This window comes from Dyella thailandensis, assembly GCF_050749815.1.
In the GTDB taxonomy this organism is placed as follows: Bacteria; Pseudomonadota; Gammaproteobacteria; order Xanthomonadales; family Rhodanobacteraceae; genus Dyella_A.
Window position 1 is genome coordinate 223,756 of record NZ_CP192735.1, and the last position, 26,797, is coordinate 250,552.

A 26,797-nucleotide genomic window follows, 5' to 3' on the forward strand; every position below is an offset into this window, starting at 1 on the left:
GTTCGACCATGTGGAAGTGGCTGGTGCCGGTTCTCTGCTTCTGGGCGTTCCAGCTTGCCGCGATGGAAAACGATGCGGCCACGCATTCGTCAGTGTATGCGGGCACTTATACGGTTCGCTTCTGCCATGGATCGTGTCCAGCGTCTACATACCGTACCGCGACGATGGTTCTGTTCGACCGGCCGCTTCGCGACGCGCAGGGACAAACACATACCAAGTGGCTGGAACAGGGCCACGTCAATGGCTGCCTGATACTCGACCCGGTACATGGTCCGCCTGGCGGGTGGGTGTTCTATCCCGGGCTGGCACCCCGGCGGTTCATCGCCTGGTCGGTAGTGGACGGCCAGACGGCAAGCTTCGAGCTCGATCGCACGGTGGATGCCGGCTATCAGGTCGAGCTGCGGCCGACTCCATCAGGCCTGGGCGGCACCGGTATGTTCTGGAGTGCATCGCGTCCCCCGGGTACTGCGCCCTTGCCGCAACACGACGAAGTCCGCGCCCGCCGAGTCGGCGATGCCGACCCGTCGCGCTGTCCACGCCTGGAGGCGGGCGTGGGCGAGCGTCGGCCGTTCGGAAGCGCCGTGCTCAGGCCTTGAGCGGCGTCGGCGAGGCGTTCGCGCCGATAGCGTCGACCATCGCCTTGGCCACGTTGAGGGTGCCGGCGATCAGGTTGCCGCTGGCGCAATGCCATCGCGGCCGGCGAAATCGCGGTAGCGACCGCCGCCTCGTGCACCAGCAGCACGCCGGCGGCCATGTCCCTCGGCTTAGCGTCGGCGGCTGGGGCGGCGCCGTGGGTGCGGTGGCGCCGGACAGCCCTTTGGTCGAGCGCGATCAGGTCGTCGCCGAGCGCATCGGCGAGCCCGATCCCAGTGACTGCCCGCGTCCGGCGCCGGTGCAACGTCACCGTTCCTGAAAAGGCTTGCGGGCACTGTCCGGCCACGTGCCGATCGTGGATGCTTCGCCGGCCGCGAACACCCGCCACGATCTTCAAGGAGAGCCCATGTCCGATCCCTACAATTCCGCGCCGGCACCGGCCGACGCCGGCCTCACGCTGACCGAGGCCATGGTCACCACGGCGCTGGAGCTGCCGGGCTATCGCGTGGTGCGCAACCTCGGCGTGGTGCGCGGCCTCACCGTGCGCTCGCGATCCATCGTGGGCAACTTTCTCGGCGGACTGCAGACCCTGTTCGGCGGCAACATCACCATCTACACCTCGCTGTGCGAGCAGGCCCGGGCGGAGACCTTCCGCCAGATGGTCATGCACGCGCGGCAGAAGCGCGCCAACGCGATCATCGCCATGCGCTACGACGCCACCGAAGTGATGGCCGGGCTGACTGAGGTGCTGTGCTACGGCACGGCGGTCGTGGTGGAGCCCGATCCTTCGCGCTGAAACTGGGGTCCCGAAACGACGAAGGGCGCCGCGAGGCGCCCTTCGTGCATCCACCCAGTGGAGGGATTCAGGCCTTCAGCAGCGTCGGCGTCGCGTTCGCGCCGATGGCGTCGACCATCGCCTTGGCCACATTGAGATTGCCGGCGATCAGGTTGCCGCTGGCGGGAATGCCGTCGCGGCCGGCGAAGTCGCAGTAGCGACCGCCCGCCTCGTGCACCAGCAGCACGCCGGCGGCCATGTCCCACGGCTTGAGGCCGATCTCGAAGTAGCCGTCGTAGCGGCCCGCGGCGGTGTAGGCAAGGTCCAGCGCGGCGGAGCCCGAGCGGCGGATGTCCTCGGCCTGGCCGAGGATCGCCCGGGTCATGTCCAGCTGCGGGTTCAGGTGCGCGCGCTGGCGATAGGGGAAGCCGGTGGCGATCACCGCCCCGCCCAGGTTCTCGCGCTTGCTCACGCGCATGCGGCGGTCGTTGAGGAAGGCGCCGTCGCCCTTGCTGGCGGTGAACAGCTCGTCGCGCAGCGGATCGAACACCACGCCGTGCATCGGCACACCCTTCTCGAGCAGGGCGATGGACACGGAGAAATGCGGGATGCCGCGCAGGTAGTTGTGCGTGCCGTCCAGCGGGTCGATCACCCACTGCAGCGGGCCCTTGCCGATGGCGCCGCTTTCCTCGCCGAGGATGGCATGGTCGGGGTAGGCGCGGCGCAGTTCCTTGATGATCTCGGCCTCGGCCAGCTTGTCGACTTCGGAGACGAAGTCCATCTGCTGCTTCTCGACGATGTTCAGGCCGTCGATGCGGTTCATGTAGCGCAGGATGATGTTTCCTGCAGCGCGCGCGGCGCGCGCCGCGATGGTGACGGCGGGTCTTGGCATGGCTTGGGCTTTTTAAAAAGAACGGGTTAGCGGCCGCGAATTCTAGCAGAGGCGCGGCCCGGCGGCAGGCGCGGCGCGGGTTCGGGGCTGGCTGGACTATCCTATACGGCTGTTTCCGCTCCCCAAGACCCGCGCCATGTCCGCTCTCGATCTCGCTCCGCTGTTCCGTTTCGTGCTGGTGCGCACCTCGCATCCGGGCAACATCGGCAGCGCCGCGCGGGCGATCCGCACCATGGGTTTCACCCGGCTGAGCCTGGTGGCGCCGCACCGCTTTCCCGACCCCGAGGCCTCGGCGCTGGCCGCCGGCGCCGACGACGTGCTGGAGGCCGCTCCGGTGCACGACGACCTGGTTGGCGCACTGGCCGGCAGTACCTTCGCACTCGGGCTTTCCGCGCGCCGGCGCGGCGTCAACCTGCCCGAGCTGAGCCCGCGCGAGGGCGTAGCGCAGGCGCTGGCCGCCGCCGCCCGCGGCGAGCAGGTGGCGTGGGTGTTCGGCAACGAGCGCACCGGCTTGGAGAATGAGGAGCTGGCGCGCTGCCACGCCATGGTGCGCATCCCGAGCGTGGAGGATTTCAGCTCGCTCAATCTCTCCCAGGCAGTGCAGGTGATGGCCTACGAGCTGCGCCTGGCGCTGCTCGGTGACGAGGCGCCCGAGGCGCCGCCGCTGCACGAGGAGCCGCCGGCCGATGCGGAGAAGATGGAGCGCTTCTACGAGCACCTGGCGCAGACGCTGGACGACATCGACTTCCACAAGGGCCGCACGCCGACCACGATCATGCTCAGGCTGCGCAAGCTGTTCCAGCGCGCGCAGATGAGCGAGCGCGAGCTGCGCGTGTTGCACGGCATCTTCGCTGATGCCCAGCGCATGGCCCAGTTGGCCGGTGAGCGCGGCAAGTCCTGAGCTGCTGAGTGCCGGGGTCGAGCGCGCGGACTCAGCCGCCCCGCGTGACCTCGTCGTCAGCGCTGTCGGCCACGACCGTGCGCGTCACCAGCAGCTTGTCGATCCGTGCGCCGTCCAGGTCCACCACTTCGAAGCGCACCCCGCGCCAGGCGAACACTTCGCCCACCTGGGGAATGTGGCCCAGCGCGGTCATCACCATGCCGGCCACGGTGCGGAAATCGTGCTCGTCCTCACCCGGCAGCTCGCCCACGCGCAGCAGCTCGCGCAGGTCGTCGGTGGACAACGTGCCGTCGACCAGCCAGCTGCCGTCGTCGCGCTTGACGATCGGCGAGTGCTCCTCGCCGGCACTGCCGTGACCGAGCTGCGCCACCCCGACCACCGCCGAGAGCAGGTCGTTGATGGTCACCACGCCTTCGATGTCGCCGTATTCGTCCACCACCAGCGCCATCGGCGTCTCGGCGTCGCGGAATTCCTCCAGCAGGTCCAGCGCGCGCCCGGTGGCCGGCACGTACAGCGGCTTGGACAGGTGCCGGAACAGGTCGGGCACGCCCTGGCCCAGATCGGCCAGCAGGCTCTTCACCTCCACCACGCCCACGATGTCGCTCTCGTCGGCGCGGTACACCGGGTAACGCGAGTACGGCGTCTCGCGCAGCACCTCCAGGTTCTCCGCCAGCGGCGCGGCGATGTCCAGCCAGGCGATGCGCATGCGCGGGGTCATCACGCTGTCCACCGAACGATCGCCCAGGCGCAGCACGCGGTTGACCATGTTGTGCTCGTCGGCATCCAGCACGCCCTGCTCGGCGCTCTCGGCCACCAGCAGGCGTATCTCCTCCTCGGTCACCGCGCTGGTGCCGCGGTCGGTGACGCGCAGCAGTTTGAGCACCAGCGAGCTGCACACGTTGAGCAGCCACACGAACGGCGCGCAGATCCGCGACAGCACCAGCATCGGCAGGCCGACCACCATTGAGGCGGTTTCCGGCGCGGCCAGAGCGAGGCGCTTGGGCACCAGCTCGCCGAACACGATCTGGATGAACGAGATCGCCACGAAGCCCAGCGCAAAGCCCAGCGCGTGCGCGTACGGCTCCAGCCACGCGGCATGGCCGCGATGCAGCGCATCGGCGATGTGGTCGCCCAGCGCATCGCCGGCCAGCGCGCCGGTGAGCAGCATCACGATGGTGATACCCACCTGCACGGTGGACAGGAAGCGCTCGGGCGCTTCGGCCTGGGCCAGCGCCACGCGGGCGCGCCGCCTGCGGTCGGCCAGGTGCTTGAGGCGACTCTTGCGCGAGGCGACCAGCGCCATTTCCGACAGCGCGAAGAAACCGTTGCACAGCGAGAGCACGAAGACGAGCGCGATTTCGGTCAGCATCGTGCGGGCTGGAAATGGGCAGACATGGGCGCAGTGTAGGGCGAGGGCCGGCCCGGTTCACGCACGGCCGCGCTGCTGCCGGGTGGGCGGCTCCTGTAACATATTCGTCATTTATACCGCCCCAAGGTGCCGCGAATGTTTTCCCTGCAAGCGATGTTTGGCAAAGGCGACCGCTTCTATGGCCTGCTCGAGCAGAGCGCCGAGGCGGCTGGCGAGAGCGCCCGCGCCCTGCGCGAACTGGTCAGCCAGACCGACCACGCCCCGGTGATGGCCGCTTTCGCCTCCAGCCGCGCCCGCGAAAAGGCGCTGGCGGCGCAGATCAGCGAGGAGCTGGTGAACACCTTCGTCACCGCGCTCGATCGCGAGGACATCGAGGCGCTCAACGCGGCGCTGTACAAGATTCCCAAGACGGTGGAGAAGTTCGCCGAGCGCTACACCATCGTCGCCGAGCGCCTGGCCGGTGTGGATTTCGCCCAGCGCGCGCTGGTGCTGGAGCGCTCCGCCGAGGTGGTGGTGGAGATGATCGGCGAGCTGCGCCGCGGCCTGCGCATCGATCCGGTCAAGAAGCTGCAGGATCGCCTGCAGGCGCTGGAGTCTGAGGGCGACAAGATGCTGCTCGCGCCGTATCGCACGCTGTACGTCGAGGGCAACGACGCGATGCGCGCCATGCTTGCCAAGGACCTGTTCGAGCTGATCGAGAAGGCGATCGACAAGTGCCGCGACGTGGGCAACGTCGTGTACTCGATCGTGCTGAAGAACTCCTGAGGGCGCCGCCATGCAGACACTCAATCCCCGCACTGCCCACGGGTGCCGCGCATGACCATGGGCATGGTGGTGCTGGTCCTGCTGATCGCCCTGGCCTTCACCTACATCAACGGCTTCCACGACACCGCCAACTCGATCGCCACCGTGGTGGCGACCAAGGTGCTCACGCCCGGCCAGGCGGTGTTGATGGCTGCGGTCACCAATCTCATCGGCGCGCTGTGGGGCACCGCGGTGGCGGTGACCATCGCCAAGGGGCTGATCGATATCCACGTGGTGGACGTCGGCCCGCAGTTGCTGGTGTGCGCGCTGCTCTCGGCGATCGCCTGGAACCTGCTCACCTGGTGGCTGGGACTGCCGTCCAGCTCCAGCCACGCGCTGGTCGGCGGCCTGGTCGGCGCGGCCGTAGCCGGAGCGGGCAACAACTTCGGTGCGGTGATCTGGGCCGCCGGCAGCTGGTGGTCGGGCAGCGGCGTGATTCCCAAGGTGATCGTGCCGATGGTGGTGTCGCCGCTGATGGGCTTCGTGCTCGGCTTCGCCCTGATGGGCGCGCTGTACGCGCTGTTCTCGTGGCTGTCCAACCGCACCGGCTTCCTCAAGCGTTTCGGCCGCACGCCGTTCGTCAATGCGTTGTTCGGCAAGGCGCAGATCGTCTCGGCCGCCGCCATGGGCGTCTCGCACGGCATGAACGATGCGCAGAAGAGCATGGGCATCATCGCGCTGGCGCTGGCTGGCGCCACCAGCGCGGGGCAGTTCGATCACCTGCCGCAGTGGCTGCATTTCCTGCGCATCACCTCCGACGCCAGCCACCCGTTTGCGGTGCCGGTGTGGGTCACCGTGGTGTGCGCGCTGACCATGGCCGCGGGCACCGCCGGCGGCGGCTGGCGCATCATCAAGACGCTGGGCCACAAGATGGTCAAGCTGCACCCGATCAACGGCTTCGCGGCCGAGGGCAGCTCGGCGGCGGTGATCCTGTTCGCTTCCTCGCTGGGCATTCCGGTGTCCACCACGCACAACGTGTCCGCCTCGATCATGGGCGTGGGCGCGGCCAAGCGCTTCAACGCGATCCGCTGGACCGTGGTCGAGCGCATGGTGTGGTCGTGGATCCTCACCCTGCCGGTGACGGCGCTGCTGGCCTACGCGCTGGTGCGCCTGGCGCAGGGCTGGGGCTAAGCGCCGGTCAATGAAAAAGCCGGGTCGCTGCGAGGCGGCCCGGCTTTTTTGTGCGTGGCGCGTGGATCGAGCGGATCAGAAGCTGTCGCTTTCCGCCGCGATGGCCTGCTCCAGCTGGTCGCCCAGCGTGCCCAGCTCCATGATCACGCGCTCGAGCTCGGCGGCATCGAGCACGTCGTAGGGGCGGTTTTCGCACAGGTGCAGGTAGGGCGAGCCGTCGAGGTCGGCCACCGCGAGGAAGCCGGTACGCTGCTCCCAGTTGAAGCGCAGCGCGCGCTTCGGGTCGATCCCCGAGAGCGGCCCGATCGGGGTGGAAATGCGCAGGTAGCGGCGGTCCGATTCGTCCTCCAGCTCGGCCAGGTAGATGCCCTGCTGGCGGCCGCTGACCACGGCGAGGTCGAAGCTGATCAGGTACGGGTCGTTGTGACGCAGCGCGTGCTTGGCGCCGAGATGCGAGCGAACGGCTTCGAAGTGACGCATGGCAGGATTTCCGTGGCAGGCTTGGGACTCGTTCTACTTTGACACGACTGCATGATCACGTCGCGTGAGCCCCTGACCGAGGCGCAACAGCGCATCTATGCCGCCATCGCGGCGATTCCGCCCGGACGCGTGGCCAGCTACGGCGCCATCGCCGCGCGTGCCGGGTTGCCGGGGCGCGCGCGGCTGGTCGGCCGCCTGCTGGGCGAGGTGCCGGACGACGTCGAGCTGCCCTGGTTTCGCGTGCTGCGCGCCAGCGGCCACATCGCGATGCCGCCGGGCAGCCGCGGCTTCCGCGAGCAGGCGCGCCGGTTGAAGGCCGAGGGCGTGGAGGTGGTCAATGGTCGCGTGCCGCTGTCACGGTTCGGGCTGGATGCCGATCTGGACCGCGCCGTGTGGGGCATGCCCGGCTTCTGAGATCGACCGGCGCCGATGCCGCAGGCATGGTTGCACCGGCAGGCGAGGGTGGGGCGTTTGTTACCATCTGCCGGATGCCTTCCTCCCCGCTCCACATCCTGCAAAGCGTTTTCGGTTACGACAGCTTCCGCGGCCCGCAGCAGGCCATCGTCGAGCAGGTGATCGAGGGCGGCGACGCGCTCGTGCTGATGCCCACTGGCGGCGGCAAGTCGCTTTGCTACCAGATTCCCGCCATCGTGCGGCAGGGCACCGGCATCGTCGTCTCGCCGCTGATCGCGCTGATGCAGGACCAGGTCGACGCCCTGCACGAAGCCGGCGTGGCCGCGGCCTACCTCAATTCCAGCCTCGACAACGAGGCCCAGCGCGAGGTCGAGCGCCAGCTCATGGCCGGCGAGCTGGACCTGCTCTACGTGGCGCCCGAGCGTCTTCTCACGCCGCGCCTGCTGGGCCTGCTCGAACGCACCGAGGTGGCGCTGTTCGCCATCGACGAGGCGCACTGCGTATCGCAGTGGGGCCACGATTTCCGCCCCGAATACCGCGAGCTGGCGGTGCTGCACGAGCGCTTCGCCCACGTGCCGCGCATCGCGCTCACCGCCACCGCCGACCCGCGCACCCGCGAGGAGATCGTCGAGCGCCTGGCGCTGCAGCAGGCGCGCCAGTTCGTCTCCAGCTTCGACCGGCCCAACATCGGCTATCGGGTCAGCCTCAAGCACAACCCGCGCACGCAGCTGATGCAGTTTCTCGACGGCCACCGCGGCGAGTCCGGCATCGTGTACTGCCTGAGCCGCAAGAAGGTCGACGAGACCGCCGCCTGGCTGGCCGAGGCCGGTTTCGAGGCGCTGCCGTACCACGCCGGTCTCGACGCCGCCGTGCGCGCGAAGAACCAGCAGCGCTTCCTGCGCGAGGACGGCGTGGTGATGGTGGCGACCGTCGCCTTCGGCATGGGCATCGACAAGCCCGACGTGCGCTTCGTCGCGCATCTGGATCTGCCGCGCTCGATGGAGGGTTACTACCAGGAAACCGGCCGCGCCGGCCGCGACGGCCTGCCCGCCGAGGCGTGGATGATCTACGGCCTGGCCGACGTGGTGACGATGAGCCAGATGATCGCCCAGTCCGAATCGGCCGACGAGCGCAAGCGCATCGAGCGGCAGAAGTTGGAGTCGCTGCTGGCCTACGCCGAGGCCACCCGTTGCCGCCGTGAGCTGCTTTTGGGCGCGTTCGGCGAGGACTTCACTGGCCCCTGCGGCCATTGCGACAACTGCGTGTCGCCGCCGAAAACCTGGGACGCCACCGTGCCCGCGCAGAAGGCGCTGTCGGCGGTGTACCGCAGCGGTCAGCGCTACGGCTCGGGCCACGTGATCGACATCCTGCGTGGCATCGACGGCGAGCGCGTCAACCAGCTCGGCCACGACAGGCTGCCCACCTTCGGCGTGGGCGCCGACATGGACGAGAAGGCCTGGCGCTCGGTGTTCCGCCAGCTGCTCGCGGCCGGGCTGCTGGCCACCGATCCGGAGGGCTACGGCACGCTGCGCCTCACCGCCGCCAGCCGCGACGTGCTCACCGGCGGCCAACGCGTGCTGCTGCGTGAAGATGCCCGCCCGGTACGCAGCGCGCGCCGTCGCCGCGACAGCCAGATCGTCACCGGTGCCAGCATCGGCATCGAAGCCTACGAGCAGCCGCTGTGGGACGCCCTGCGTGCCACCCGCTCGCAGCTGGCCAAGCAGCACGGCGTGCCGCCCTACGTGGTGTTCCATGACGCCACCTTGCTGGCGATGCTGCGCGCGATGCCCGCCGACGAAACCGAGCTCGCCGCGATCAGCGGCGTGGGCGAAGCCAAGCTCAAGCGCTACGGCCGCGACTTCCTCGCCGTGATCAACGCCGCCGAATAACCGCTACCGGCATCCTCTGTAGGAGCCCGCTCGCGGGCGATGCTTCCGGCTTTGATGTTGATCAGGAGCAACAGCATCGCCCGCGAGCGGGCTCCTACAGGGGCAGGGCCGTGCAGCTCACGCCTGCAACTGCCAGCGCACCTCGTCGGCATCGCTCGCGCGGGCATGCACCAGCGCCAGTTGCGGCAGGAAGCGCCAGCGTTCCAGTCGTGCCGGCAGGCGCGCATGCGGGTACTCGTCGCGCAGTGCGTGCAGCGCGCTCTGCTCGCACTCGAACCGGCCGAGCTCGGCACCCTCGCGCAGGGCGCGCCAGCGCCGGCCATGACGAATGATGCGGAACAGACCGAGAGTCGAGGGGTACACATACTGCGCGAGCACGGGGTCACTCCTTGGACGGTGGGGTGGGGCGGGCGGCGGAATCTAAGCAGCCGTCTGTGACCATCGCGTTATCCATCGGCTACGCCTGCATGCCACCGTTCAGCTGGCCGAGGCCATGCACCGGGCGTTCGCGTCGTCCTGCCACGCGACCTCGCCGGGCAAACCCGCTAGGATTCGAACGCTGCCGGCCCCGCGCCGCGCGCAACCTCCATCCGAGAACCATCGCAACGCATCGTGGCGACCAAGGGAAAAATCACTTCGCTGGATATCGCCTACCTGGCCGGCGTCTCGCAGGCCACGGTGTCGCGCGCGCTGCGCGGCAGCCCGCTGGTGAACGAGGAGACCCGCCGCCGCATCGAGGCGGCCGTCAAGCAGCTCAACTACAAGGTCGACAAGAACGCCTCGAACCTGCGCACGCAGCATTCCGGCACGCTGGCGCTGCTGATCTTCGAAGACCCCACCGCCGACGACTCGCACATCAATCCGTTTTTTCTTTCGATGCTCGGCTCCATCACCCGCGCCTGCGCGCAGAACGGCTACGACCTGCTGATCTCGTTCCAGCAGTTCTCGCGCGACTGGCACGCCGACTACGCCGACAGCAAGAAAGCCGATGGCATCATCCTGCTCGGCTACGGCGACTACCTCGCCTACCGCGACAAGCTCGCCACGCTGGTGGAGCAGGGCACCAAATCGGTGCGCTGGGGCGCGGTACTGCCCGATCAGCCGGACGTCTCCATCGGCTGCGACAACTTCGAGGGCGGCCGCGCCATCGCCGAGCACCTGCTCGCGCAGGGCTGTCGGCGCATCGCCTTCATCGGCGACGCCTCCAGCCACTACCCGGAATTCCAGCAGCGCTACCGCGGCTACGCCGACGTGCTCGGCGCGGCGGGCGTGGCGGTCGATCCTGCGCTGCAGGTGGACGCCGAAACCACCGAGCTGGCCGGCTATGAGGCCATGCAGGCGCTGATTGCCAGCGGCGCGCCGTTCGATGCCGTGTTCGCCGCCAGCGACCTGATCGCCTTCGGCGCCATGCGTGCGCTGGACGAACACGGCCTCAAGGTGCCCGAAGACGTGGCGCTGGCCGGCTTCGACGACATTCCCATGGCGCGCTTCGTCAATCCGGCGTTGACCACCGTGCTGCAGGACACCCGCCAGGCCGGCGAGATGCTGGTCGAGGCGTTGCTGCGCATGATCCGCGGCGAAAAGGTGGAGAGCGAGATCCTGCCGGTGAAGCTCACCGTGCGGCGCTCCAGCCTGCGCGGTGGAGCGGGCGGCAAGTAGGTCGTTCCGCGGTCGCGTCCCTGGCTTTGGACGCGCGCTCCAGCTTGGCGAATCACGTCAGTCGCTCACTCCCTGTGGTGGCGATCTGCTGCAGATGCTTCTGCTCTGCCGGCTGTCGCGAGCGACGCTCAGCTTGAACGGATGAAGTGATCCCCGCGCTCCGCGCGCACCCTCATTCGCCTGTCGGCACCTTCTCCCGAGGGAGAAGGATTCAACCTGCAGCACCTCGATACCTCGAGCCAGAACCCCTCTCCCGCCGGGAGAGGGGCAGGGGTGAGGGTTCGATCAGCGCGCGGAATAACAACCCGCCACCCGCCCCTAAAGCCCATCCACGTCAGCCAGATACCGCTCCGCCTGCGCCAGCGTGGCCGCGCGTTCGTCCGGCGCCATCTTCTCCCAGCTGCGGTACGTCATGCCCAGCCGCGGATTGCGACCGAACTGCTCACGGTGCCGCGCGTGGAAGTGCCAGTACAGGCTGCTGAACGGGCAGGCGCGCTCGCCGTGTCTTTTCGTATGTGTGTAATGGCAGCCCTTGCAGTGGTCGGACTGCCGGTTCACGTACGCCGCCGAGCCGCTGTACGGCTTGCTGCCCACGATGCCGCCGTCGGCGAACTGACTCATGCCGCGCGTGTTGGGCATCTCCACCCACTCGAACGCGTCGACGTAGATGCCCAGGTACCAGGCGTCCACCTCGTCCGGATCACAGCCGGCGAGCAGGGCGAAGTTGCCGGTAAGCATGAGTCGCTGGATGTGGTGCGCATAGCCGAGCGCCAGCGACTGGCCGATCGCCGCGCGCAGGCAGGCCATCTTGGTGTCCGCGTTCCAGTACCACGCCGGCAGCGGGCGTTTGGCCCCCAGCGCGTTGAGCTCCGCGTAGCCGGGCATGCGCGCCCAGTAGATGCCGCGCACGTATTCGCGCCAGCCCAGGATCTGCCGCACGAAGCCCTCGGTGGCGGCAAGGTCCGCCTCGCCGCGCTCGAACGCTTCCACCGTAGCCTCGATCACCTCGCGCGGATGCAGCATCTTGAGATTCAGCGCGAACGACAGCCCGGCGTGGAACAGCGTGCGCGACTGCCCGCTGATCGCATCCTGGAAGCGCCCGAAATGCACCAGCCGCCGAGCGATGAAATCCTTCAGCCACGCCTGCGCCTCGCGCCGCGTGAGCGGCCAGACGAACGCCTCGGCCGAGGGTTCGCCCATGGTCTGCACGCCCGCGGCCTCGATCTCTTCCCACAGCGTGCGCAGGTCATGCTTCTGCCACGGCCACGCCGGTGCGGGCGGATCGCCCGGCCACTTCTCGCGATTTTCCGCGTCGAAGTTCCAGCGTCCGCCGCGCGGCTCGCCGTCCGGCTCCAGCAGGATCTGGTGACGACGGCGCAGGTCGCGGTAGAAGAATTCCATGCGTGGCACTTTCTTCTCGAAGCGCTTCGCCGCCTCGTCGCGCTCCAGCAGGAAGTGTTCGGCGCTCACTACCGCGTTGGGCAGGCCGCTCGCCGCAAACGCTTCGAGCAGCGCCTGCTCCACCCGCCACTCGTCCGCCTCCATTCGCTCCAGCCGCGTGGCGCCGAACTGCTCGATCAACCAGGGCAGGTTGTCCGCGAAGCTGTGCCGGTTGCGGGCATCGCCAATGCGCAGGTATTCCACCCGATGCCCGGCCTTGGCCAGCGCCTCGCCGAAGCGGCGCATCGCGGCGAAGATTCCCAGCACCTTCTGCGCGTGGTGGCGCACGTAGTCGGTTTCGCTGCGCACCTCCATCAGCACGTACACCACGTCGTCGTCCACACGGCGAAACCAGCCGTGCCGCGCGTTGAGCTGGTCGCCCAGGATCAGTCGCAGGCAGGTCATGGTTTCGGCTCCGGGGTCTTCGAACGACGGCAGCGCTCGCTGCAGTAGCGCACCTCGTCCCACACGCGCTCCCATTTCTTGCGCCACGCGAACGGGCGTTGGCATACGGGGCAGGTCTTGGTGGGCAGATGCGGCTTGCGGTGCATGGGGCGATTTCAGCCCTTAGGCAGCGGGTGGATCACCGCCTGGCCGCCGTCGACGCCGATCTGCTGCGCGGTGATCCAGCGCGCCTGGTCGCTGAGCAGCAGGTCGATCAGTGCCGCGCTGTCCTCGCCTTCGCCGACGATGCCCATCGGGTTCATCTTGCTGTTGCGCTCGATCGCCTCCGGCGTGCCGGTGAGTCGCGCCGACAGCGCCGAGCGAGTCAGGCCCGGATGCACGCAGTTCACCCGGATGCCTTTCTCCGCATAGGTTGCCGCCGTGCTCATCGCCAGCGCCGCCACCGCCGCCTTGGCGCTGGCGATCGCCTCGTGGTTGGGAAAGCCCGCCTGAGCCACCAGCGTGCCCACCAGCACCGCGCTGGATGGCTCCTTGTGCTTGAGCGCGGCGGCGACAAACGCCTTCAGTGCATGGAACGCACTGAAGTAGTTGAGCCGAAAAATCGCCTCCAGATCCGCCTCGCCGGTGAGGTGCAGCGGGCGGATCAGGGTGGAGCCCACGCAGTGCGCGAACCCGGTGATCGGCCCCAGCGCAGCCTGCGCCGTCTGCAGCAGCGCGACGGCGGTAGCCGGGTCGGCGAGGTCGCCGGCCAGCACCAGCGTCTTGCCCGGCAGCTCCGCGGCCAGGTGATCCAGGCGCGAAGCGTCGCGCGCGCTCAGCGCGAGCGTGCAGCCGCGTGCAGACAGGCGTCGGGCCAGCGCCGAGCCGATGGCGCCGGAGGCGCCGGTGATCCATACCGCTTGCGTCATGAGGGGTGTCTCGTCGAAACCTGCCCTCAACTACGGACAGACCCCGCCAGCGGTTGCATCTGACAGCTGCGACGCAATGGCGTGCTGCCGGCGCCGGCGGGCGGATCGTCCCGTCACCCGCTTCGTGCGACGGCCATGTCGCCCAGCGTGCTGGCGCCAAGCCCTGCGCGATCACCTGGGCGGCGACCGTGCACCCTGGGCCGGGCGCATCGCCGCGGCGGCCGGCACCACTTCACCGCATGCCTGCGCGTTGGCCTGAAGGAAACCGTGGTGATCGAGTGGCGCCGCACCAAGCCGTGAGGTCGCTACGGCATCGCCGGTTTTTCACCCGAGGCGCCGGTGTGGGAGAAGTCCGCTGTTTGGCGACGGCGACATTCGCCTGGACGCGCTTCACGTCCCGCGTACTCGCTCCGCAGCGATCAGCCGGTGAACTCGGCGATGTCGCCCGGCTTGCGCAGCATCTTGTTCACCTCACCGGCGTGCAGCTCTTCGGAGGCGATCAGCTCGCGCGCGTATTCCTCCAGCAGCACCGACTTGCCGGCGACCAGTTCCAGCAGCTCGTAATACGCCGCCAGCGCCAGCTTCTCGTGCTCCAGCGACTCGCGCAGGATCGGCCCGATATCGTGCTGATGGGTCTCCAGCAGCGGCCCGATCCCCAGCGACGGATGGCCGCCCAACTGCGTGATCAACTCACCGGCACGGCGCGCATGCAGCAGGCTCTCATCAGCCTGGCCAGACAGCCAACTCACGATGGGGATGCGGTTGTAGCCGTAGATCATCAGCGCGTAGTGCGTGTAGCGCACCACGCCGGCCAGCTCCAGTTCGAGGATGCGGTTGAGCAGCGCGATGGCGCGTTCTTTGTCCTGAGCTTGCATCGAGGCGTCCTCCGATGGGCAGGTGGCATGGCATGCCGCGCCTGGCGGCACCCGGCATAGCCTACTCTTCGCGCCAGGGCATGGTGGTGGCGTGCTCCCCTTGGTCCGTACCGGCATCGGCGCGGCTTCACGTTGTCGCTTGTCCGGGGGGGCGCCGCCCATGAAACTATCGATTCGACTCTGCTTCCGAAAGTGGCCGCAGAATTAGGCTGCACGGAGCGGAGTAAGTTGTTGAATGCTGTAAAGGAGTCCCGCGGGAACAAGTGAAGTTTCCGGGGATAGGTCGCAGGATTAGACTGCATTTTTGCAAGCTGCATAGCGTTAGCCATGGATCCAATGAAAGCAAAAGTCAGCCACCCGAAAGATCGAGACTTTTCATTCGCTCGAAAGCGCGGCGTGGTCTGGGTATGCGACATTGCTGGCTCGTCGCGCTACCTCAACGACGATGCATCTGCGCAAGACCTAGAGGACTTCCTGCCGCGGCTATATAGGACGGCTGCAATCATGGTCGAAGCTGCAGGAGGCGAGTTTATAAAGTGGACCGGTGACGGCTTTCTTGCATGGTTTGAAGTTTCGCTCCACAGGGACTTGAAGAGGATTGCCTCGACCGTCTTTGAGGCGGCCTTCCACCTCACACTCTTTACTAATGTCACGCAACTTGGCGTTGCCACAGGGAAGAAGAAGTTCAAGCTGCGACACGGTGTGGCATACGAGAAGGATGCGCTGGTCACGACCATCAAGAGCGAAGATGGTGCGACATTGACCGACCTAATCGGGCGTGACGTGGTGTTCGCCTTTCGCCTATCGGGCATCGAAGCGGAATTTCCCAGCATCGTTACGCAAAAGGAACTCGCTGCTGCTCACAGGGAACACGCGCCCTCTCACATCAATTTTTCCGCTTGGCGCCCTAGTAAAGAAGATAGGCTCAAGTTCTTCAAGGGCGAGGCGCGAGGCTTATCGTCAATCTGTGTCACCGGCCGCCGCAAGCCGCGTTCAGTCTCGAAGCAAACGGCTCTAAAGCGCTCTAAGAGTGCCATCGCCACCGCCGAGGGCCGGCAGCCAGCCAAGTATCCGTTTCACGAAGTATGGGATCGCTTCGATTCAGTCTTCCTCAGTGGCCCACATTGGTGCCGAGAGGTCATGGCAGAGTATCTACGCTTCATAAGCGAAGACCTTTTGGGCTCGCTGAAAGGCGTGGTTGCTGCTCTTGAAGATGTCGGTGCCGACGAACAGCCCCATAGGCGGATCGGTGGCGGCGGCTAACAATTCGTTCAAGGCGGACGGCTGCGCCGCCGCTAAACTCCAGCGTTAGACCTATGAGTTGGAAGAAGGCAGCCGACCCAGAACTTGTTCGCTACTTTGTAGGCGAGAACGTGTGGGGTAAGGAATGGTGTCGAGTTGAAGGCCTCGTCGCCCGACTTGTCGATGAGCATTGCGGCATTGAGCTAAAGCTCCCTGTATATGAGGCAGCGTTTGGCGGCGAGCTTAAGCGTTTCGCTGCAGGTGAGGTAAGTAGCGGTATCCACGTGTTCGCGCTACCGTCGCCCTAACATCCGGATCGAGGGTTAATATGCCTGACCTACGCTATCCGCTTTTTCGCGGCAACTCTCCGGCTTCGCCGCCGCTTAAGCACAACATTGGATCATTTGGATCATGAGACAGGCAGTTGTCGGCTTCTTCGTGGCCATAGCGGTTCTGGGCGCAACATTGCTCTTTGCCGGAGGCACATCGAGGTTCCTCATTGTCCCAGCAGCATGCTTCCTATCAGCGCTTATCATGCCCACAGCACACGCATTGCTCGGTTATGTCAGTTGTTTCATCCTTGGTGGATTACTGCTTTTCGCTCAACACCTGTACGTAACATCACTGCCCTCCTACACAGGCAGCCCAGGCGAAGCCCTCGGTCTAGCATTTTTGGTCTTCTTCGCGCTGGGAATTGGTGTGGCTTCGATTATGATCTTGCTTTTCGGCTGGCATTTCGCAAGTGGGGAGGCCAAGTGCTTTGCAGCAGGGTAGGTAAGTGATGGCATTCATGTGTCCGCGCTCCCGTTGTTCTAACCTCCCATTTGAGGCGTATGGCCACGTCGCCAGGCCCGACAATGATTCGACGCCGCTTCGCGGCGCGGCTTAATAAAGCGCTAGTCATGATGAAAAACTTCGCGCTTGCCTTGATTTTCTCCGGGATTCTTGGAGCGGGTTGTGCTCGGGCTACTCAGGCCCCAGCCTGGGCGGTGGGATTCTGGGCGCAGGTCTTCGACGAGGAAGGTCGTCCGGGGGATGACACTTTGCAGTTTCGCGAGGACGGCACTTTCGTCGTTTACGGCTCAAAGTGCCAGCAATTCCCCGCTGGGGAGTTCCATCTGCATCAGGGCAACATCTACGCGACGTTCAAGACGCCGAAGGGATTGGTGGCGGCTGTATATGTTCCCTCCCAACAGCATCAGCGCCTGACCTTCACGTCACCTCGGACAGGCAACAACGCTGTTTATGCACCAGCGAAGGGTTGCGTGCCCGTTGGTGGCTAGCAGTTCTGCAGTAGGCGTCCGGTCAACTCCGGACGCATGACGCTTTTGCTCGGGCGTTCGGGCCGCTGTAGATCGTCGTGCCTTTCTGCGGATGCGCGTGCTGCATGTCGATGCAGGCGGTTACAACGGAGGCGAGACCGCATTCCTTCGGCGACCAGTGCTCCCGAACAGGATTTTGCTTACAGGACCCCCAGCTACGCCCATGCCCAGCCCCCACGTCCGCCAAGCCTTAGCCACCGACGCTGACGACATCGCTGCGTGCCTTTCCGCGCTCGGTTACGGCACGTCGGCCAGCCTCGTCGCTGACCGACTTGCTTCATTCGTTGGCAGCACCATGGACGCCGTGTTCGTCGCTTCGAGCGAGGGCGGCACGCGGTTGATCGGCGTAATCAGCGTGCATCTTCTTCCGCTCTTTCATACACCGGGCTTGCTGGGTCGCATCACGTCGCTTGCGGTTCGTCCTGAGGCTCGTTGCGCGGGCGTGGGCAAGGCGCTTGTGACGGCAGCGGAGGGTTGGGCGTGGGCCGCGGGAGTGGTGCGGATGGAGGTCACGAGCGGTGATCATCGCGCTGAGGCCCATGCGTTCTACCGGGCAGTCGGGTATGCGCTGGACGAGCGTCGTTTCATCAAGCACGCGGCCAAGATGAGCTGACCGGGGGCTCAAGCGGCTGGTGCCGCTCGCGCCACAGTCGCGTCCTCAGCGCGGCAGCATCCCGATCGTCTGCAGCCACGTCTCCACCAGCTGCGGCCATTGCCCGATCGGCAGCTTGGCCTTGCGCAGGCCGAAGGCGTGGCCGCCCTGGGCGTACAGGTGCATTTCGGTGGGGACGCCGGCTTTCTGCAGGGCTACGTAGTACGCCAGCGACTGCTGCACGCCATCGACGTGGTCATCTTCGGCCATCACCAGGAAGGTGGGTGGGGTGTCGGCGGTGGGGCGGATGTCCGGGCGCAGGCGCAGGTCGGTTTCGTCGCGGGTGGCGCGGTCGTCGTCTTCGTGCAGCCACAGGTGGCCGGGGTAGGCGGCAATGGCGAAGTCCGGCCGGCTGCTGAGCTGGTCGGCGGCGTCCACGGGTGTGTAGGTGCGCTGCTGGAAGTGCGTGCTGACGGCAGCGACCAGATGGCCGCCGGCGGAGAAGCCCATGACGCCCACCTTGTGCGGGTCGATATGCCACTGCGCCGCGTGCTGGCGCACCAGGCCGATGGTGCGTTGTGCATCCTGCAGCGCCGTCTGCACCTTCGGGTAGTAGCGGTGGTTGTCGACCCAGGTGGGGCCTGAGTTCGGCACGCGGTATTTCAACAGTACGCAGGTGATGCCGCGCGCGGTCAGCCAGTCGCAGATTTCGGTGCCCTCCAGATCCATCGCCAGCATCTGGTAACCACCGCCGGGAAACACCACCACCGCTACGCCGGTGTTGCGACCCTTGGGCGGATAGCGCGTCATGGTCGGTTCGCTGACGTCGGTCACCTTGGCCCAGTCGCTGGCCACGGCCTCGGCTTTGGGGTGGGGCAGTGCGTTGGGTACCGCGCCGGGCCAGATGCGCTCCTGCTTCAATCCCTGGCCAGGGTGCCAGACGCCGGCCTGCGTGCCGGCACTGCCCACTGCGAGCAGGCAGAAAAGAGCAGGGTGCCAGGGTTTCATCGGGATCGCTCCGGTAGGGGAAGAACGCGCAGCGTACGCCGCAAACATGGCGCGGCCCGGACCGGCGCGTGGCGGGGCACAGGAACCTCGCGATCGGCGCCCCGCTGCGGGCGCCTGAACACCGTCGCCCGCGCAGGCCTCACGTGAGCGCGCAGCACGCGCCACTGTCCACACCCGCTCAACAAACGGCTGCCTATGCTCGCGTCCATGTCTGCGTCCTCTTCACGAACCACGGTGTCCGCCCGCGTGCATCAAGCCGCGCTCGCCGAACTGCGAGCGCTGAAAGTGGAGAACGCCTGCCTGCGTGACGAACTGCGCCGCCATGCCAGCGGCGCACTGCAGATCCGCGCCGCCCATCGCAATGCGCAGCACGACCTGGCGCCCGACAGCGAGCGCTGCATGGCCGGCCTGCGGGAAATGATCTTCACCCCACTGCTCGGCCGCTTCTTTCGCCGATAGCGGCGGCGCACGCCCAGGAGGGTTTTCGTGAGTCTCCACGACTACCAGCGTAAGCGCGATTTCAGCCGTACGCGGGAGCCGGCGGCGAGCAGCCGCGGCGCGGCTGGGCAGCGCGCGATCTTCGTGGTGCAGTTGCACCACGCCAGCCGACGCCACTACGACTTTCGCCTGCAGGTAGGCGACGTGCTCCGGAGCTGGGCGGTGCCGAAGGGGCCGAGCTTCGATCCGCATGACAAGCGCCTTGCGGTGGAGGTGGAAGACCACCCGCTGGACTACGCGAATTTCGAAGGCGACATCGAGGCCGGCTACGGCAAAGGCCATGTGGACCGTTTCGATCACGGCGTGTGGTCATCGCCGGGTGACGTGGAGGCGCAGCTGCGCAAGGGGCACCTGCGCTTCGAGCTGTTCGGCGAGCGGCTCAAGGGCGCCTGGCACCTGGTGCGCAGCGGCCGCAAGGAGAAGCAGCCGGCGTGGTTCCTGATCAAGGCCGATGATGCCTTCGCCAGCGACGTGCAGGCCGACGACCTGCTCGACGCGCGCATGCGCGCAAGTACGCGCAAGGCCGCGAAGACGCCGGCGCAGAAATCTGCCGCGGGCAAGTCGACGGCGCGGCGACGCGCCTCGCCGCACGTCCGTCCCGTGGCAACGCGCAAGCTGCTGGCGATGCTCAAGGCCACTGCGAACGCACGGGCGTCGCGTGTGTCAGGCGAGTTCTTCAAGCCGGAGCTGGCGCGCCTGGGCGACACGCCGCCCGCCGGTGACCAGTGGCTGCATGAGGTGAAGTGGGACGGCTATCGGCTGCTGGCGACGGTGCACGATGGCACGGTGGCGCTGTGGTCGCGCAACGGCCTGTCGTGGAGCGAGCGAGTGCCGGAGATTGCGCAGGCCATTGCCGCGCTGGGGCTCGACTCGGCGCAGCTCGATGGCGAACTGATTGCGCTGGATGCCGACGGCCGCAGCGACTTCAACGCGCTGCAGAAGACCCTGGCCGGCGAGCTCAACGCGCCGCTGGTCTACATGCTGTTCGACTGCCCCGCGCTGCAGGGGTACGACCTCACCCGCTCGGCACTGGAGGATCGCAAGGCGTTGCTGGCCTTCGTCCTGCAGGGTCGCCCGGCGCCGCTGGCTTACAGCACGCACACGGTGGGACAGGGCGATGCCGCGTTTCGCATGGCCAACGAGCAGGCGCTGGAGGGCATCGTCTCCAAGCGCCGCGATGCGCCGTATCGCGGCGGCCGCGGCGACGACTGGCGCAAGACCAAGCGGCTGCAGAGCGAGGAGTTCGCGGTGCTGGGCTACACACCGCCCGGCGGCAGCCGCCACGGTTTCGGGTCGCTGCTGCTGGGCAAGCCCGATCCTTCCGCGGCCGGGCGCTGGGTCTACGCCGGGCGCGTGGGCACCGGCTTCGGCGACGCGGACCTGCGGCGGCTCAGCCGCAGCGTGGCCAAGGGCGGCGCCCCGCGTCCGCCGGTGGCCATCGAAGGCATCGACCCGCTGCTGCGCGGGGCGCGCTGGGTGACGCCGCAGACCGTGGTGGAAGTCACCTTCCGCGGCCACGGCGGCAACGCGCTGCTGCGCCAGCCGAGCTTCAAGGGCCTGCGTACAGATAAATCGGTGGAGGACCTCACGGATGCCGATCGCCCGGCCACCGCCGCGCCATCCTCCCGTTCCTCGTCCCCATCCTCCCGTTCCTCGTCCCCATCCTCATCCCGCTCCCGGAAGTCCGCCATGTCCACACAAGCCGCCTCCGATACCGTGGAGATCACCCATCCCGACCGCCTGGTCTTCCCCGACGACGGGATCAGCAAGCAAGACGTGGCTGATTACTACCGCGCGGTGATGGACTGGTTCCTGCCCGGCGTGGTCGATCGGCCGACCTCGGTGGTGCGCTGCCCCGACGGTGTCGAGAAGGCGTGCTTCTTTCAGAAGCACGCGACGGCCGGATTGCGGCACGTAGGCACGGTGGCGCTGAAGGAGGAGGCCGGTGCCGCAGCGAACTACCTCGTGCCGCGCGACGCGCTGGCCGTGCTGGAGCTGGTGCAGTTCGGTGCGGTGGAGTTCCACCCCTGGGGTGCGAAGGCCGAGTCGCCGGACCTTGCCGACCGGCTGGTGTTCGATCTGGACCCCGGCCCGGACGTGGCGTGGGAGCGCGTGGTGGCGGGGGCGCGGCTGGTGCGCAAGCAACTGGAGCAGCTTGGGCTCGTTTCGTTCCTGCGCACGTCCGGCGGTAAAGGCCTGCACGTGGTGTTGCCGCTGAAGCCGGCCACGCCGTGGCCGGTGGTGAAGTCGTTCGCGCACGCGTTCGCCGATTCGCTGGCGCAGGCGCATCCCTTGGACTTCGTGGCGGTGGCCGCCAAGGCGCAGCGCAAGGGGCGGGTGTACCTGGACTACCTGCGCAACACGCGCGGCGCGACCAGCGTGGCGTCGTACTCGTTGCGCAGCCGGGCCGGCGCGCCGGTGGCGGTGCCACTGCGCTGGAGCGAGCTGGGCAAGTTGCGCGGCGGCAACCACTACACCTTGCGCACGGTGCCGCGCCGGCTGGCCGGCTTGCGCAGCGATCCGTGGGAAGGCATCGACACCGTGCAGCAGGATCTGCAGCAGGTGCTCGATGCGCTCGGGGAAGCGTCCTCGGACTGACCGCTGGATTCGCGGCCAGTCAGCCGGTCTTGCGCGACTTGCTGCCGTTGGTTTTCTTGCTCTTGGCTGCGCTGCGCTTGGCTGGCGCCTTCTTCGCCGCCTTGGTGGGCGCGCGTTTCTTCGTCGCCTTCGGCGCGGCCTTCTTGGCCGGCGTGCGCTTGTTGGTGTCCAGGCTCTTCTTGAGCAAGGCCATGAAGTCGACCACATTGGTGGACGCGTTCTCGGCCGGCGCTTCGTCCGCGCTTTCCTCGGCCGTAACCACACCCTTGGACTTCAGGCGCTTGTCGATCACCTTGCGCAGGCGATCGCGGAACTCGTCGCGGTAGTCGCCCGGCGCCCAGTCGCTGGACATCGATTCGATCAGCTGCTCGGCCATCGTCATTTCCTTCGCGGCGATGCGATAGTCGCTGGTCGCCTTGTCCGGCAGGCGATACTCCTCCAGATCCACCAGCTCCTGCGGATAGCGCAGCAGCACCAGCTGCAGCGCCTTGCCGCGCGGCATCACGGCGGACAGGTATTCGCGCGTGCGGATCACCACGCGGGCGATACCGATCTTGCCCGTGCGCTTGAGCGTCTCGCGCAGCAGCACGTAGCCCTTCTCAGCCTTCTTGCCCGGCACCAGCACATACGGCTTCTCGAAGTACTCCGGGCCGATCGATGCGGCATCGACGAAGGCTTCCACCTCCACCGCCTCGCGCCCTTCCGCGGAGGCCGCCTTGATGTCGTCCGGATCGAGCACGACGTAGCTGCCCTTCTTGTATTCGAAGGCCTTGACGATGTCCTTCCAGGGCACCTCGTCGCCGGTCTCCGCGTTGACGCGTTCGTAGCGGATGGGCGTGTTGCTGCGGCTGTCGAGCATGCGGAAGTGCAGGTCGACACTGCGCTCGCCGGACATCAGCGATACCGGCACGTTAAGCAGGCCGAACGACAGCGTGCCGGTCCAGATGGGTCTAGCCATGGTGCTTCTCCGGGGCGCTGCGTTCGAAGCGCAGGCTGAGCTGGCGACGGTCGTGCACGGTGCGTGCGCTGGCGGGCAGGTTGTCCGGCGCTACCAGCTGGCCGCGCTCGTTCCACAGGGCGTGGTCGTCCTGGGCGATCATCCAGGCAAGCGCGCACACTTCGCAGCCGCATCGTCCGTGGCAACGCTCATGTGTACAGGCGGCGCTGCAAGTGCAGATGGGCGGTTCGTCTGCGCGCGCGGGCCGATGACCGGGCGAGGCAGAGCTTGCCCGGCCTCGCTCCGGTATCGGTGCACGGACACGTGCAGCGTGCATGGGGATTACTTCGGCAACTTGGCCGGGATGAAGGGCGACACCGGATCGCTGGCCGGGAACGTCTCTTCCAGCGCTTCGTCCTGGTTTTCGCTCTCGTGCGATTTGCGCGTGCAGCGCTGCTCGTCCGGCTCGGGCGGGGTGGGCTTGTCCGGCTTGCGGTTGTCCTTGCGGTCGTGGGAGGTCATGGCGCACCTGCGGGTTGTGGACCTGGGCGCAGGCTATTCCGGCCGCTGTCAACGAAACATGCGCGATGGCTGAATCGGCGCAAACGCGCGCGCAACGTCCGATGCAGCAGTTGCTCGCGCGAGGGATGGGGTGAATGCATCGTCGGTGGGTGGATACGTTGCCTGCACGTGCCCGCAACGTGCCGGTTGGCAGCCTGCAGCGCCGCCTCCGTCGAATCCCACCATGATCAAAGATCACCACTACACCTGTGGGCATGCCGCGTGCAGCTGCCGCGTCACGCCGCCCTCGCTGTACTGCTCGGACCGTTGCCAGCAGCAGGTCGAGTTCGAGGCCAAGCACGACCATGCGGTGGTACACCGCGCCAAGCTATGCGCCTGTGGCCACGATGCGTGCGCCGCCACGCCGTCGCGGGCCGGCGGCGAGGGGCCTGTGCGCGGGAGCTGACTTTCGCAAGGGGCGCCGCGCCGACGCGCATGTCGCGCGGCACCTGCCGGTCCATCGGTTACCTGTTGCGTGCTGCCGCCCGGCACCGCGAGCTGTCCGTTTGTCCACTGCCCAGGAGAACGCCATGGCGCACGATCATCCGCTCCATCCCGCGCTGCAGGACCCGACCAAGCAGTACCCGCGTCCGCCGTTCCAGCGCCAGCCGCAGCCGGCTCCGGGACTGGCTCGCGAGATGGCGCCCCGACCCGATCACGGCGAGGAAAGTTATGTCGGCACCGGCAAGCTGGCCGGTCGCAAGGCCCTGATCACCGGCGCCGATTCCGGCATCGGCCGCGCGGTGGCGATCGCCTTCGCGCGCGAGGGAGCCGCCGTCACGTTGAACTACCTGCCGCAGGAGCAGGAGGATGCCGACGAGGTGATCGAGCTGGCCCGCGCCGCCGGAGTCGACGTGCATGCCGTGCCGGGTGACCTTACCGACGAGGCGTTCTGCCAGCACCTGGTGGGCGAGGCGCAGCGACGCATGGGTGGCCTGGACCTGGTGGTGAACGTGGCCGGCAAGCAGGCCTGGCAGGAAAGCATCCGCGACATCACCACCGAGCAGTTCGACGCCACGTTCAAGACCAACGTCTACGCCATGTTCTGGATCTGCAAGGCGGCGCTGGAGCATCTGCCGCCCGGTGCGTCGATCATCAATACCGCGTCGATCCAGTCCTACGATCCCTCGGCGATTCTGGCCGACTACGCGCCCACCAAAGCAGCCATCGTCGCCTTCACCAAGGCGCTGGCCAAGCAGGTGGCCAAGGACGGGATCCGCGTCAACGCCGTCGCGCCCGGGCCGATCTGGACGCCGCTGCAGCCCTCCGGCGGACAACCGCAGGAGAAGGTTGAGACGTTCGGCGCCAACGTGCCGCTGGGTCGCCCGGGGCAGCCGGTGGAAGTCGCGCCGGCGTACGTGCTGCTGGCTTCGCAGGCGGCGAGCTTCGTGACGGCCGAGGTCTACGGCGTCACCGGCGGTCACTCCTCGTCGTGAGGCGCTATGCCGTGGCGGCCGGCCGGGCGCCGACGATCAGCAGCCACAGGCAGGTGCCGATTTCACCGAGCGCCGCGGGCGTCGTCACGTAGCTGGCGAAGGCGGTATCGCTGTAGCCGGGCACGAGCAGCTGCGCGGCGAAGTCCACCACGTAGGCGAGGCCGCCGAGCACCAGCAGATAGCCGAGCAGCCGCGGCAGCTGACGCCCGCGGATCACCAGCCAGCCGAACGGCAGCAGCCACAGGCCCCAGAACACCTGCGCAAGCAGCAAGCCGTTGCCGTAGGCGTCGAGCTCCAGCATCACCTGCGTCTGTATCAGGTTGGCGCTGAGCGGCTGCAGCCACGCTGCGTGGCCGAGCAGGGTGAGCACATCCAGTTTGTGGCCCAGGGTGACGAAACCAATCGGCACGCTGGCCGTAGCCAACGTCACCATCGCCACGCCGGCCACGCGATGCGTGGCACCCAGCAGCCGATACAGCACCAGCGGCAGCAGCAGAAAGGCGAGGTAGCAGATCGCCCCGGCGACGATGCCGGCGCGGAACAGCGCTTCATGCGCGGTGATGTTCTGCACGGTGGTCACCGCATCGCCGTGGCCGCCCGTCTGGGCCGGCACGTAGCCCAGCGCAAAGAGGCCGGTAAGCACGTTCAGCAGGTAGATCGCGCCAGCCAGGCGGGCGTGACGCCTGGCATTGAGCTGGCTGTTGTCGATGAGCATGGCAGTCCCTCGGGCGGCTGGCGCGGTCAGTTTTCGACGAGGCAGGCGCGGCGCGGCCAGCGCCACGCCGTCCACACGATGGTCAGCGAGAGCGCGATCTCGATCACGCCGAAGAACACGTAGAACGACCACGCGCCGGGCATCGTCATCAGCAGGATCGCGGCGTAGGCCAGCCCCAGCAGTCCGTTTATCCAGCGGCTGATGGCCGCCGGCAGGAGCAGGGCCAGGCACACCATCAGCGCCGGCACGGCCATCATCGCCGAGGTGCCCAGCAGCACGTTCGGGGTGACTGCGCCCAGCGGTGCCATGCGGCCGGCGAGCATGCCGGACAGCTTGCCCGGCACGTACAGGCCGAAGTAGTCGCCGTAGACGTAGCAGAACATCAGCGATGCCCACAGCCCAGAAAGCCTGAGCTTCACGTTGATCTTCGGGTCGTCCAGCGGGGTGCTTGCCTTGGCCATGCGTGCCGTGTCCTTGCAGGTGCCGTGGATGCTGCCGGGGCGCCAGCCTAGTGCCTGCGCCGAGCGGGCGGGATGTGGCGGAGGTCACGTGCGGCCGGGCGGCCCGGATGCGACGGCCGCGGATGCAGCCGCCCGGGCGTATGCCGAGCAAGAACGTACAAGTGCGCGCCTGCGCCGGCGGCCTATGGTGAACCCTCACCGGAAGGGAGGTTGTCGATGGCCGTCGCCTATTCGATCCACCCCGTATCGCCCCGCGCGCTGCGCGCCTGGCTGCTCGAAGTGCACGGCGACGATCCCCGTGACGAGCCGATCGCCCCGCTCGGCGAGTACGGCTACAGCACCATGGTGCGCACCATTCCCGCCGCGCTGGCCGTGCTGCGCGTGGCCGCCAGGCTGGAGCCCGAGCCCGAGTGGGTGATGGACTGGTACCGCCACACGCGCATCGCCGAGCTCGGTCACTTCACCGCCGAACAATTGGTGGCGATGGGGCGCGCGCCGGTGGTCATTGCCTTCCTGCAAGCGATCCGCGCCGGCGCGCGCGGCTGAGCCGCCGTCGCCATCACCTAACGAGGTAGCGCCCGTGACGCCACAGCATCGATTTCGCTCCATCGCCGACGAACTCGCCCGTCTCACCGCCTAGCGCGAGGAGGCGATGCTCGCTGCCTTCGCCACGCTGGAACGCCAGGACGCCACCCTGGCCGTGCTGCCCACCCAGCACCTGGGCGACCGCCAGCGCGCCTTCGGCGGGCGCTCCGCCTACGAAGCGCTGGCCGATGGCGAGATCGACCGCGTGTGGGATCGCGTGCTTGGCAGTGACGACGGTGACGCAGCGTCGCTTCTGACAGCACGTTTGGGCTGACGTGGGCGCTTCCGGCGCTCCGCCATCGCCCT

Annotated in this window: 32 protein-coding genes; 18 read left to right on the forward strand and 14 right to left on the reverse strand. The window is 67.4% G+C overall.

Features of this window, described 5'->3' with window-relative positions; translation table 11 throughout:
- Positions 1-8 precede the first annotated feature (8 nt).
- From ACQVBX_RS00920 to ACQVBX_RS00930, 3 genes are all read left to right on the forward strand, one after another.
- Entirely contained in the window at positions 9-596 is a 588-nt protein-coding gene (locus ACQVBX_RS00920; protein ID WP_431636023.1) for a hypothetical protein, read from the forward strand.
- Complete coding sequence (locus ACQVBX_RS00925) at positions 593-913, forward strand: hypothetical protein (RefSeq protein ID WP_431636024.1); 321 nt, start codon at positions 593-595, stop codon at positions 911-913. Before ACQVBX_RS00920 ends, ACQVBX_RS00925 begins: the two co-directional genes overlap by 4 nt.
- Positions 914-1,000: 87 nt before the next feature.
- Positions 1,001-1,390 carry a YbjQ family protein gene (locus ACQVBX_RS00930; protein WP_431636025.1) on the forward strand — a complete coding sequence of 130 codons (390 nt, stop codon included), beginning with the start codon at positions 1,001-1,003 and terminating at the stop codon, positions 1,388-1,390.
- A gap of 67 nt (positions 1,391-1,457) precedes the next feature.
- On the opposite strand, the gene ACQVBX_RS00935 is transcribed toward ACQVBX_RS00930, so the two are convergent.
- Positions 1,458-2,261 (reverse strand): inositol monophosphatase family protein, encoded by an 804-nt coding sequence (locus tag ACQVBX_RS00935; RefSeq protein WP_431636026.1) that lies wholly within the window; start codon positions 2,259-2,261, stop codon positions 1,458-1,460.
- A gap of 136 nt (positions 2,262-2,397) precedes the next feature.
- Here ACQVBX_RS00935 and ACQVBX_RS00940 point away from each other — a divergent pair, with 136 nt between their 5' ends.
- Entirely contained in the window at positions 2,398-3,162 is a 765-nt protein-coding gene (locus ACQVBX_RS00940; RefSeq protein ID WP_431636027.1) for an RNA methyltransferase, read from the forward strand.
- 31 nt (positions 3,163-3,193) lie between these two features.
- Here the strand turns inward: ACQVBX_RS00940 and ACQVBX_RS00945 are convergent, their stop codons facing one another.
- A complete protein-coding gene (locus tag ACQVBX_RS00945; RefSeq protein ID WP_431636028.1) occupies positions 3,194-4,531 on the reverse strand; it encodes a hemolysin family protein in 1,338 nt (445 codons plus the stop codon).
- Between the two features lie 135 nt (positions 4,532-4,666).
- Between ACQVBX_RS00945 and ACQVBX_RS00950 the strand changes: the two genes are divergently transcribed.
- Positions 4,667-5,296 carry a DUF47 domain-containing protein gene (locus ACQVBX_RS00950; RefSeq protein WP_431636029.1) on the forward strand — a complete coding sequence of 210 codons (630 nt, stop codon included), beginning with the start codon at positions 4,667-4,669 and terminating at the stop codon, positions 5,294-5,296.
- A 51-nt stretch (positions 5,297-5,347) separates the two neighbouring features.
- Positions 5,348-6,466: an inorganic phosphate transporter gene (locus ACQVBX_RS00955; RefSeq protein ID WP_431636030.1), complete on the forward strand. Its 1,119-nt coding sequence runs from the start codon at positions 5,348-5,350 to the stop codon at positions 6,464-6,466.
- Between the two features lie 75 nt (positions 6,467-6,541).
- On the opposite strand, the gene ACQVBX_RS00960 is transcribed toward ACQVBX_RS00955, so the two are convergent.
- Positions 6,542-6,946, reverse strand: a complete 405-nt coding sequence (locus ACQVBX_RS00960) for a hypothetical protein (protein WP_431636031.1) — start codon at positions 6,944-6,946, stop codon at positions 6,542-6,544.
- A gap of 51 nt (positions 6,947-6,997) precedes the next feature.
- Here ACQVBX_RS00960 and ACQVBX_RS00965 point away from each other — a divergent pair, with 51 nt between their 5' ends.
- Positions 6,998-7,360 carry an MGMT family protein gene (locus ACQVBX_RS00965; RefSeq protein ID WP_431636032.1) on the forward strand — a complete coding sequence of 121 codons (363 nt, stop codon included), beginning with the start codon at positions 6,998-7,000 and terminating at the stop codon, positions 7,358-7,360.
- A 74-nt stretch (positions 7,361-7,434) separates the two neighbouring features.
- On the forward strand, positions 7,435-9,249 hold the full coding sequence (gene recQ, locus ACQVBX_RS00970) for a DNA helicase RecQ (RefSeq protein WP_431636033.1): 1,815 nt from the start codon (positions 7,435-7,437) through the stop codon (positions 9,247-9,249).
- 117 nt (positions 9,250-9,366) lie between these two features.
- Here the strand turns inward: recQ and ACQVBX_RS00975 are convergent, their stop codons facing one another.
- Positions 9,367-9,627 carry a hypothetical protein gene (locus tag ACQVBX_RS00975; protein ID WP_431636034.1) on the reverse strand — a complete coding sequence of 87 codons (261 nt, stop codon included), beginning with the start codon at positions 9,625-9,627 and terminating at the stop codon, positions 9,367-9,369.
- Positions 9,628-9,861: 234 nt separating this feature from the next.
- Between ACQVBX_RS00975 and ACQVBX_RS00980 the strand changes: the two genes are divergently transcribed.
- Entirely contained in the window at positions 9,862-10,908 is a 1,047-nt protein-coding gene (locus tag ACQVBX_RS00980; RefSeq protein ID WP_431636035.1) for a LacI family DNA-binding transcriptional regulator, read from the forward strand.
- A gap of 318 nt (positions 10,909-11,226) precedes the next feature.
- On the opposite strand, the gene ACQVBX_RS00985 is transcribed toward ACQVBX_RS00980, so the two are convergent.
- The 4 genes from ACQVBX_RS00985 to ACQVBX_RS01000 form a co-directional block, all read right to left on the reverse strand.
- Positions 11,227-12,753 carry a cryptochrome/photolyase family protein gene (locus ACQVBX_RS00985; RefSeq protein WP_431636036.1) on the reverse strand — a complete coding sequence of 509 codons (1,527 nt, stop codon included), beginning with the start codon at positions 12,751-12,753 and terminating at the stop codon, positions 11,227-11,229.
- On the reverse strand, positions 12,750-12,899 hold the full coding sequence (locus ACQVBX_RS00990; protein WP_324899354.1) for a DUF2256 domain-containing protein: 150 nt from the start codon (positions 12,897-12,899) through the stop codon (positions 12,750-12,752). Before ACQVBX_RS00990 ends, ACQVBX_RS00985 begins: the two co-directional genes overlap by 4 nt.
- A 9-nt stretch (positions 12,900-12,908) precedes the next feature.
- A complete protein-coding gene (locus ACQVBX_RS00995; protein ID WP_431636037.1) occupies positions 12,909-13,661 on the reverse strand; it encodes an SDR family NAD(P)-dependent oxidoreductase in 753 nt (250 codons plus the stop codon).
- 419 nt (positions 13,662-14,080) lie between these two features.
- Positions 14,081-14,536, reverse strand: a complete 456-nt coding sequence (locus ACQVBX_RS01000; protein ID WP_431636038.1) for a ferritin-like domain-containing protein — start codon at positions 14,534-14,536, stop codon at positions 14,081-14,083.
- 336 nt (positions 14,537-14,872) lie between these two features.
- Here ACQVBX_RS01000 and ACQVBX_RS01005 point away from each other — a divergent pair, with 336 nt between their 5' ends.
- The 3 genes from ACQVBX_RS01005 (at position 14,873) to ACQVBX_RS01015 (ending at position 17,713) form a co-directional block, all read left to right on the forward strand.
- The gene (locus tag ACQVBX_RS01005; RefSeq protein WP_431636039.1) at positions 14,873-15,799 is read left to right on the forward strand and encodes a hypothetical protein; all 927 of its coding nucleotides are present in this window, start codon (positions 14,873-14,875) and stop codon (positions 15,797-15,799) included.
- Between the two features lie 836 nt (positions 15,800-16,635).
- Positions 16,636-17,061, forward strand: coding sequence for a hypothetical protein (locus ACQVBX_RS01010; protein ID WP_431636040.1), 426 nt, complete (start codon positions 16,636-16,638; stop codon positions 17,059-17,061).
- A gap of 202 nt (positions 17,062-17,263) precedes the next feature.
- Positions 17,264-17,713 carry a GNAT family N-acetyltransferase gene (locus ACQVBX_RS01015; protein ID WP_431636041.1) on the forward strand — a complete coding sequence of 150 codons (450 nt, stop codon included), beginning with the start codon at positions 17,264-17,266 and terminating at the stop codon, positions 17,711-17,713.
- Positions 17,714-17,758: 45 nt separating this feature from the next.
- Here ACQVBX_RS01015 and ACQVBX_RS01020 read toward each other — a convergent pair whose 3' ends face one another.
- Positions 17,759-18,700 carry an alpha/beta hydrolase gene (locus ACQVBX_RS01020; protein ID WP_431636042.1) on the reverse strand — a complete coding sequence of 314 codons (942 nt, stop codon included), beginning with the start codon at positions 18,698-18,700 and terminating at the stop codon, positions 17,759-17,761.
- Between the two features lie 207 nt (positions 18,701-18,907).
- Here ACQVBX_RS01020 and ACQVBX_RS01025 point away from each other — a divergent pair, with 207 nt between their 5' ends.
- Complete coding sequence (locus tag ACQVBX_RS01025) at positions 18,908-19,159, forward strand: hypothetical protein (protein WP_431636043.1); 252 nt, start codon at positions 18,908-18,910, stop codon at positions 19,157-19,159.
- A 27-nt stretch (positions 19,160-19,186) separates the two neighbouring features.
- Positions 19,187-21,796 carry a DNA ligase D gene (gene ligD, locus ACQVBX_RS01030; protein ID WP_431636044.1) on the forward strand — a complete coding sequence of 870 codons (2,610 nt, stop codon included), beginning with the start codon at positions 19,187-19,189 and terminating at the stop codon, positions 21,794-21,796.
- Positions 21,797-21,815: 19 nt separating this feature from the next.
- Here the strand turns inward: ligD and ACQVBX_RS01035 are convergent, their stop codons facing one another.
- From ACQVBX_RS01035 to ACQVBX_RS01045, 3 genes are all read right to left on the reverse strand, one after another.
- Entirely contained in the window at positions 21,816-22,754 is a 939-nt protein-coding gene (locus tag ACQVBX_RS01035) for a Ku protein (protein WP_431636045.1), read from the reverse strand.
- Complete coding sequence (locus tag ACQVBX_RS01040) at positions 22,747-22,896, reverse strand: hypothetical protein (protein WP_431636046.1); 150 nt, start codon at positions 22,894-22,896, stop codon at positions 22,747-22,749. Before ACQVBX_RS01040 ends, ACQVBX_RS01035 begins: the two co-directional genes overlap by 8 nt.
- Positions 22,897-23,075: 179 nt before the next feature.
- A complete protein-coding gene (locus ACQVBX_RS01045) occupies positions 23,076-23,255 on the reverse strand; it encodes a hypothetical protein (RefSeq protein WP_431636047.1) in 180 nt (59 codons plus the stop codon).
- Between the two features lie 223 nt (positions 23,256-23,478).
- Between ACQVBX_RS01045 and ACQVBX_RS01050 the strand changes: the two genes are divergently transcribed.
- Together ACQVBX_RS01050 and ACQVBX_RS01055 are read left to right on the forward strand one after the other, a co-directional pair.
- Positions 23,479-23,700 (forward strand): hypothetical protein, encoded by a 222-nt coding sequence (locus ACQVBX_RS01050; protein ID WP_431636048.1) that lies wholly within the window; start codon positions 23,479-23,481, stop codon positions 23,698-23,700.
- A gap of 124 nt (positions 23,701-23,824) precedes the next feature.
- Complete coding sequence (locus tag ACQVBX_RS01055; protein ID WP_431636049.1) at positions 23,825-24,730, forward strand: SDR family oxidoreductase; 906 nt, start codon at positions 23,825-23,827, stop codon at positions 24,728-24,730.
- Positions 24,731-24,734: 4 nt separating this feature from the next.
- Here the strand turns inward: ACQVBX_RS01055 and ACQVBX_RS01060 are convergent, their stop codons facing one another.
- Together ACQVBX_RS01060 and ACQVBX_RS01065 are read right to left on the reverse strand one after the other, a co-directional pair.
- Positions 24,735-25,445 carry a DUF4386 domain-containing protein gene (locus ACQVBX_RS01060; RefSeq protein WP_431636050.1) on the reverse strand — a complete coding sequence of 237 codons (711 nt, stop codon included), beginning with the start codon at positions 25,443-25,445 and terminating at the stop codon, positions 24,735-24,737.
- Positions 25,446-25,471: 26 nt separating this feature from the next.
- Positions 25,472-25,906 carry a DUF6326 family protein gene (locus tag ACQVBX_RS01065; protein ID WP_431636051.1) on the reverse strand — a complete coding sequence of 145 codons (435 nt, stop codon included), beginning with the start codon at positions 25,904-25,906 and terminating at the stop codon, positions 25,472-25,474.
- A gap of 216 nt (positions 25,907-26,122) precedes the next feature.
- Here ACQVBX_RS01065 and ACQVBX_RS01070 point away from each other — a divergent pair, with 216 nt between their 5' ends.
- Entirely contained in the window at positions 26,123-26,452 is a 330-nt protein-coding gene (locus tag ACQVBX_RS01070) for a hypothetical protein (RefSeq protein ID WP_431636052.1), read from the forward strand.
- A gap of 106 nt (positions 26,453-26,558) precedes the next feature.
- Positions 26,559-26,765: a hypothetical protein gene (locus ACQVBX_RS01075; RefSeq protein WP_431636053.1), complete on the forward strand. Its 207-nt coding sequence runs from the start codon at positions 26,559-26,561 to the stop codon at positions 26,763-26,765.
- Positions 26,766-26,797: the final 32 nt, after the last annotated feature.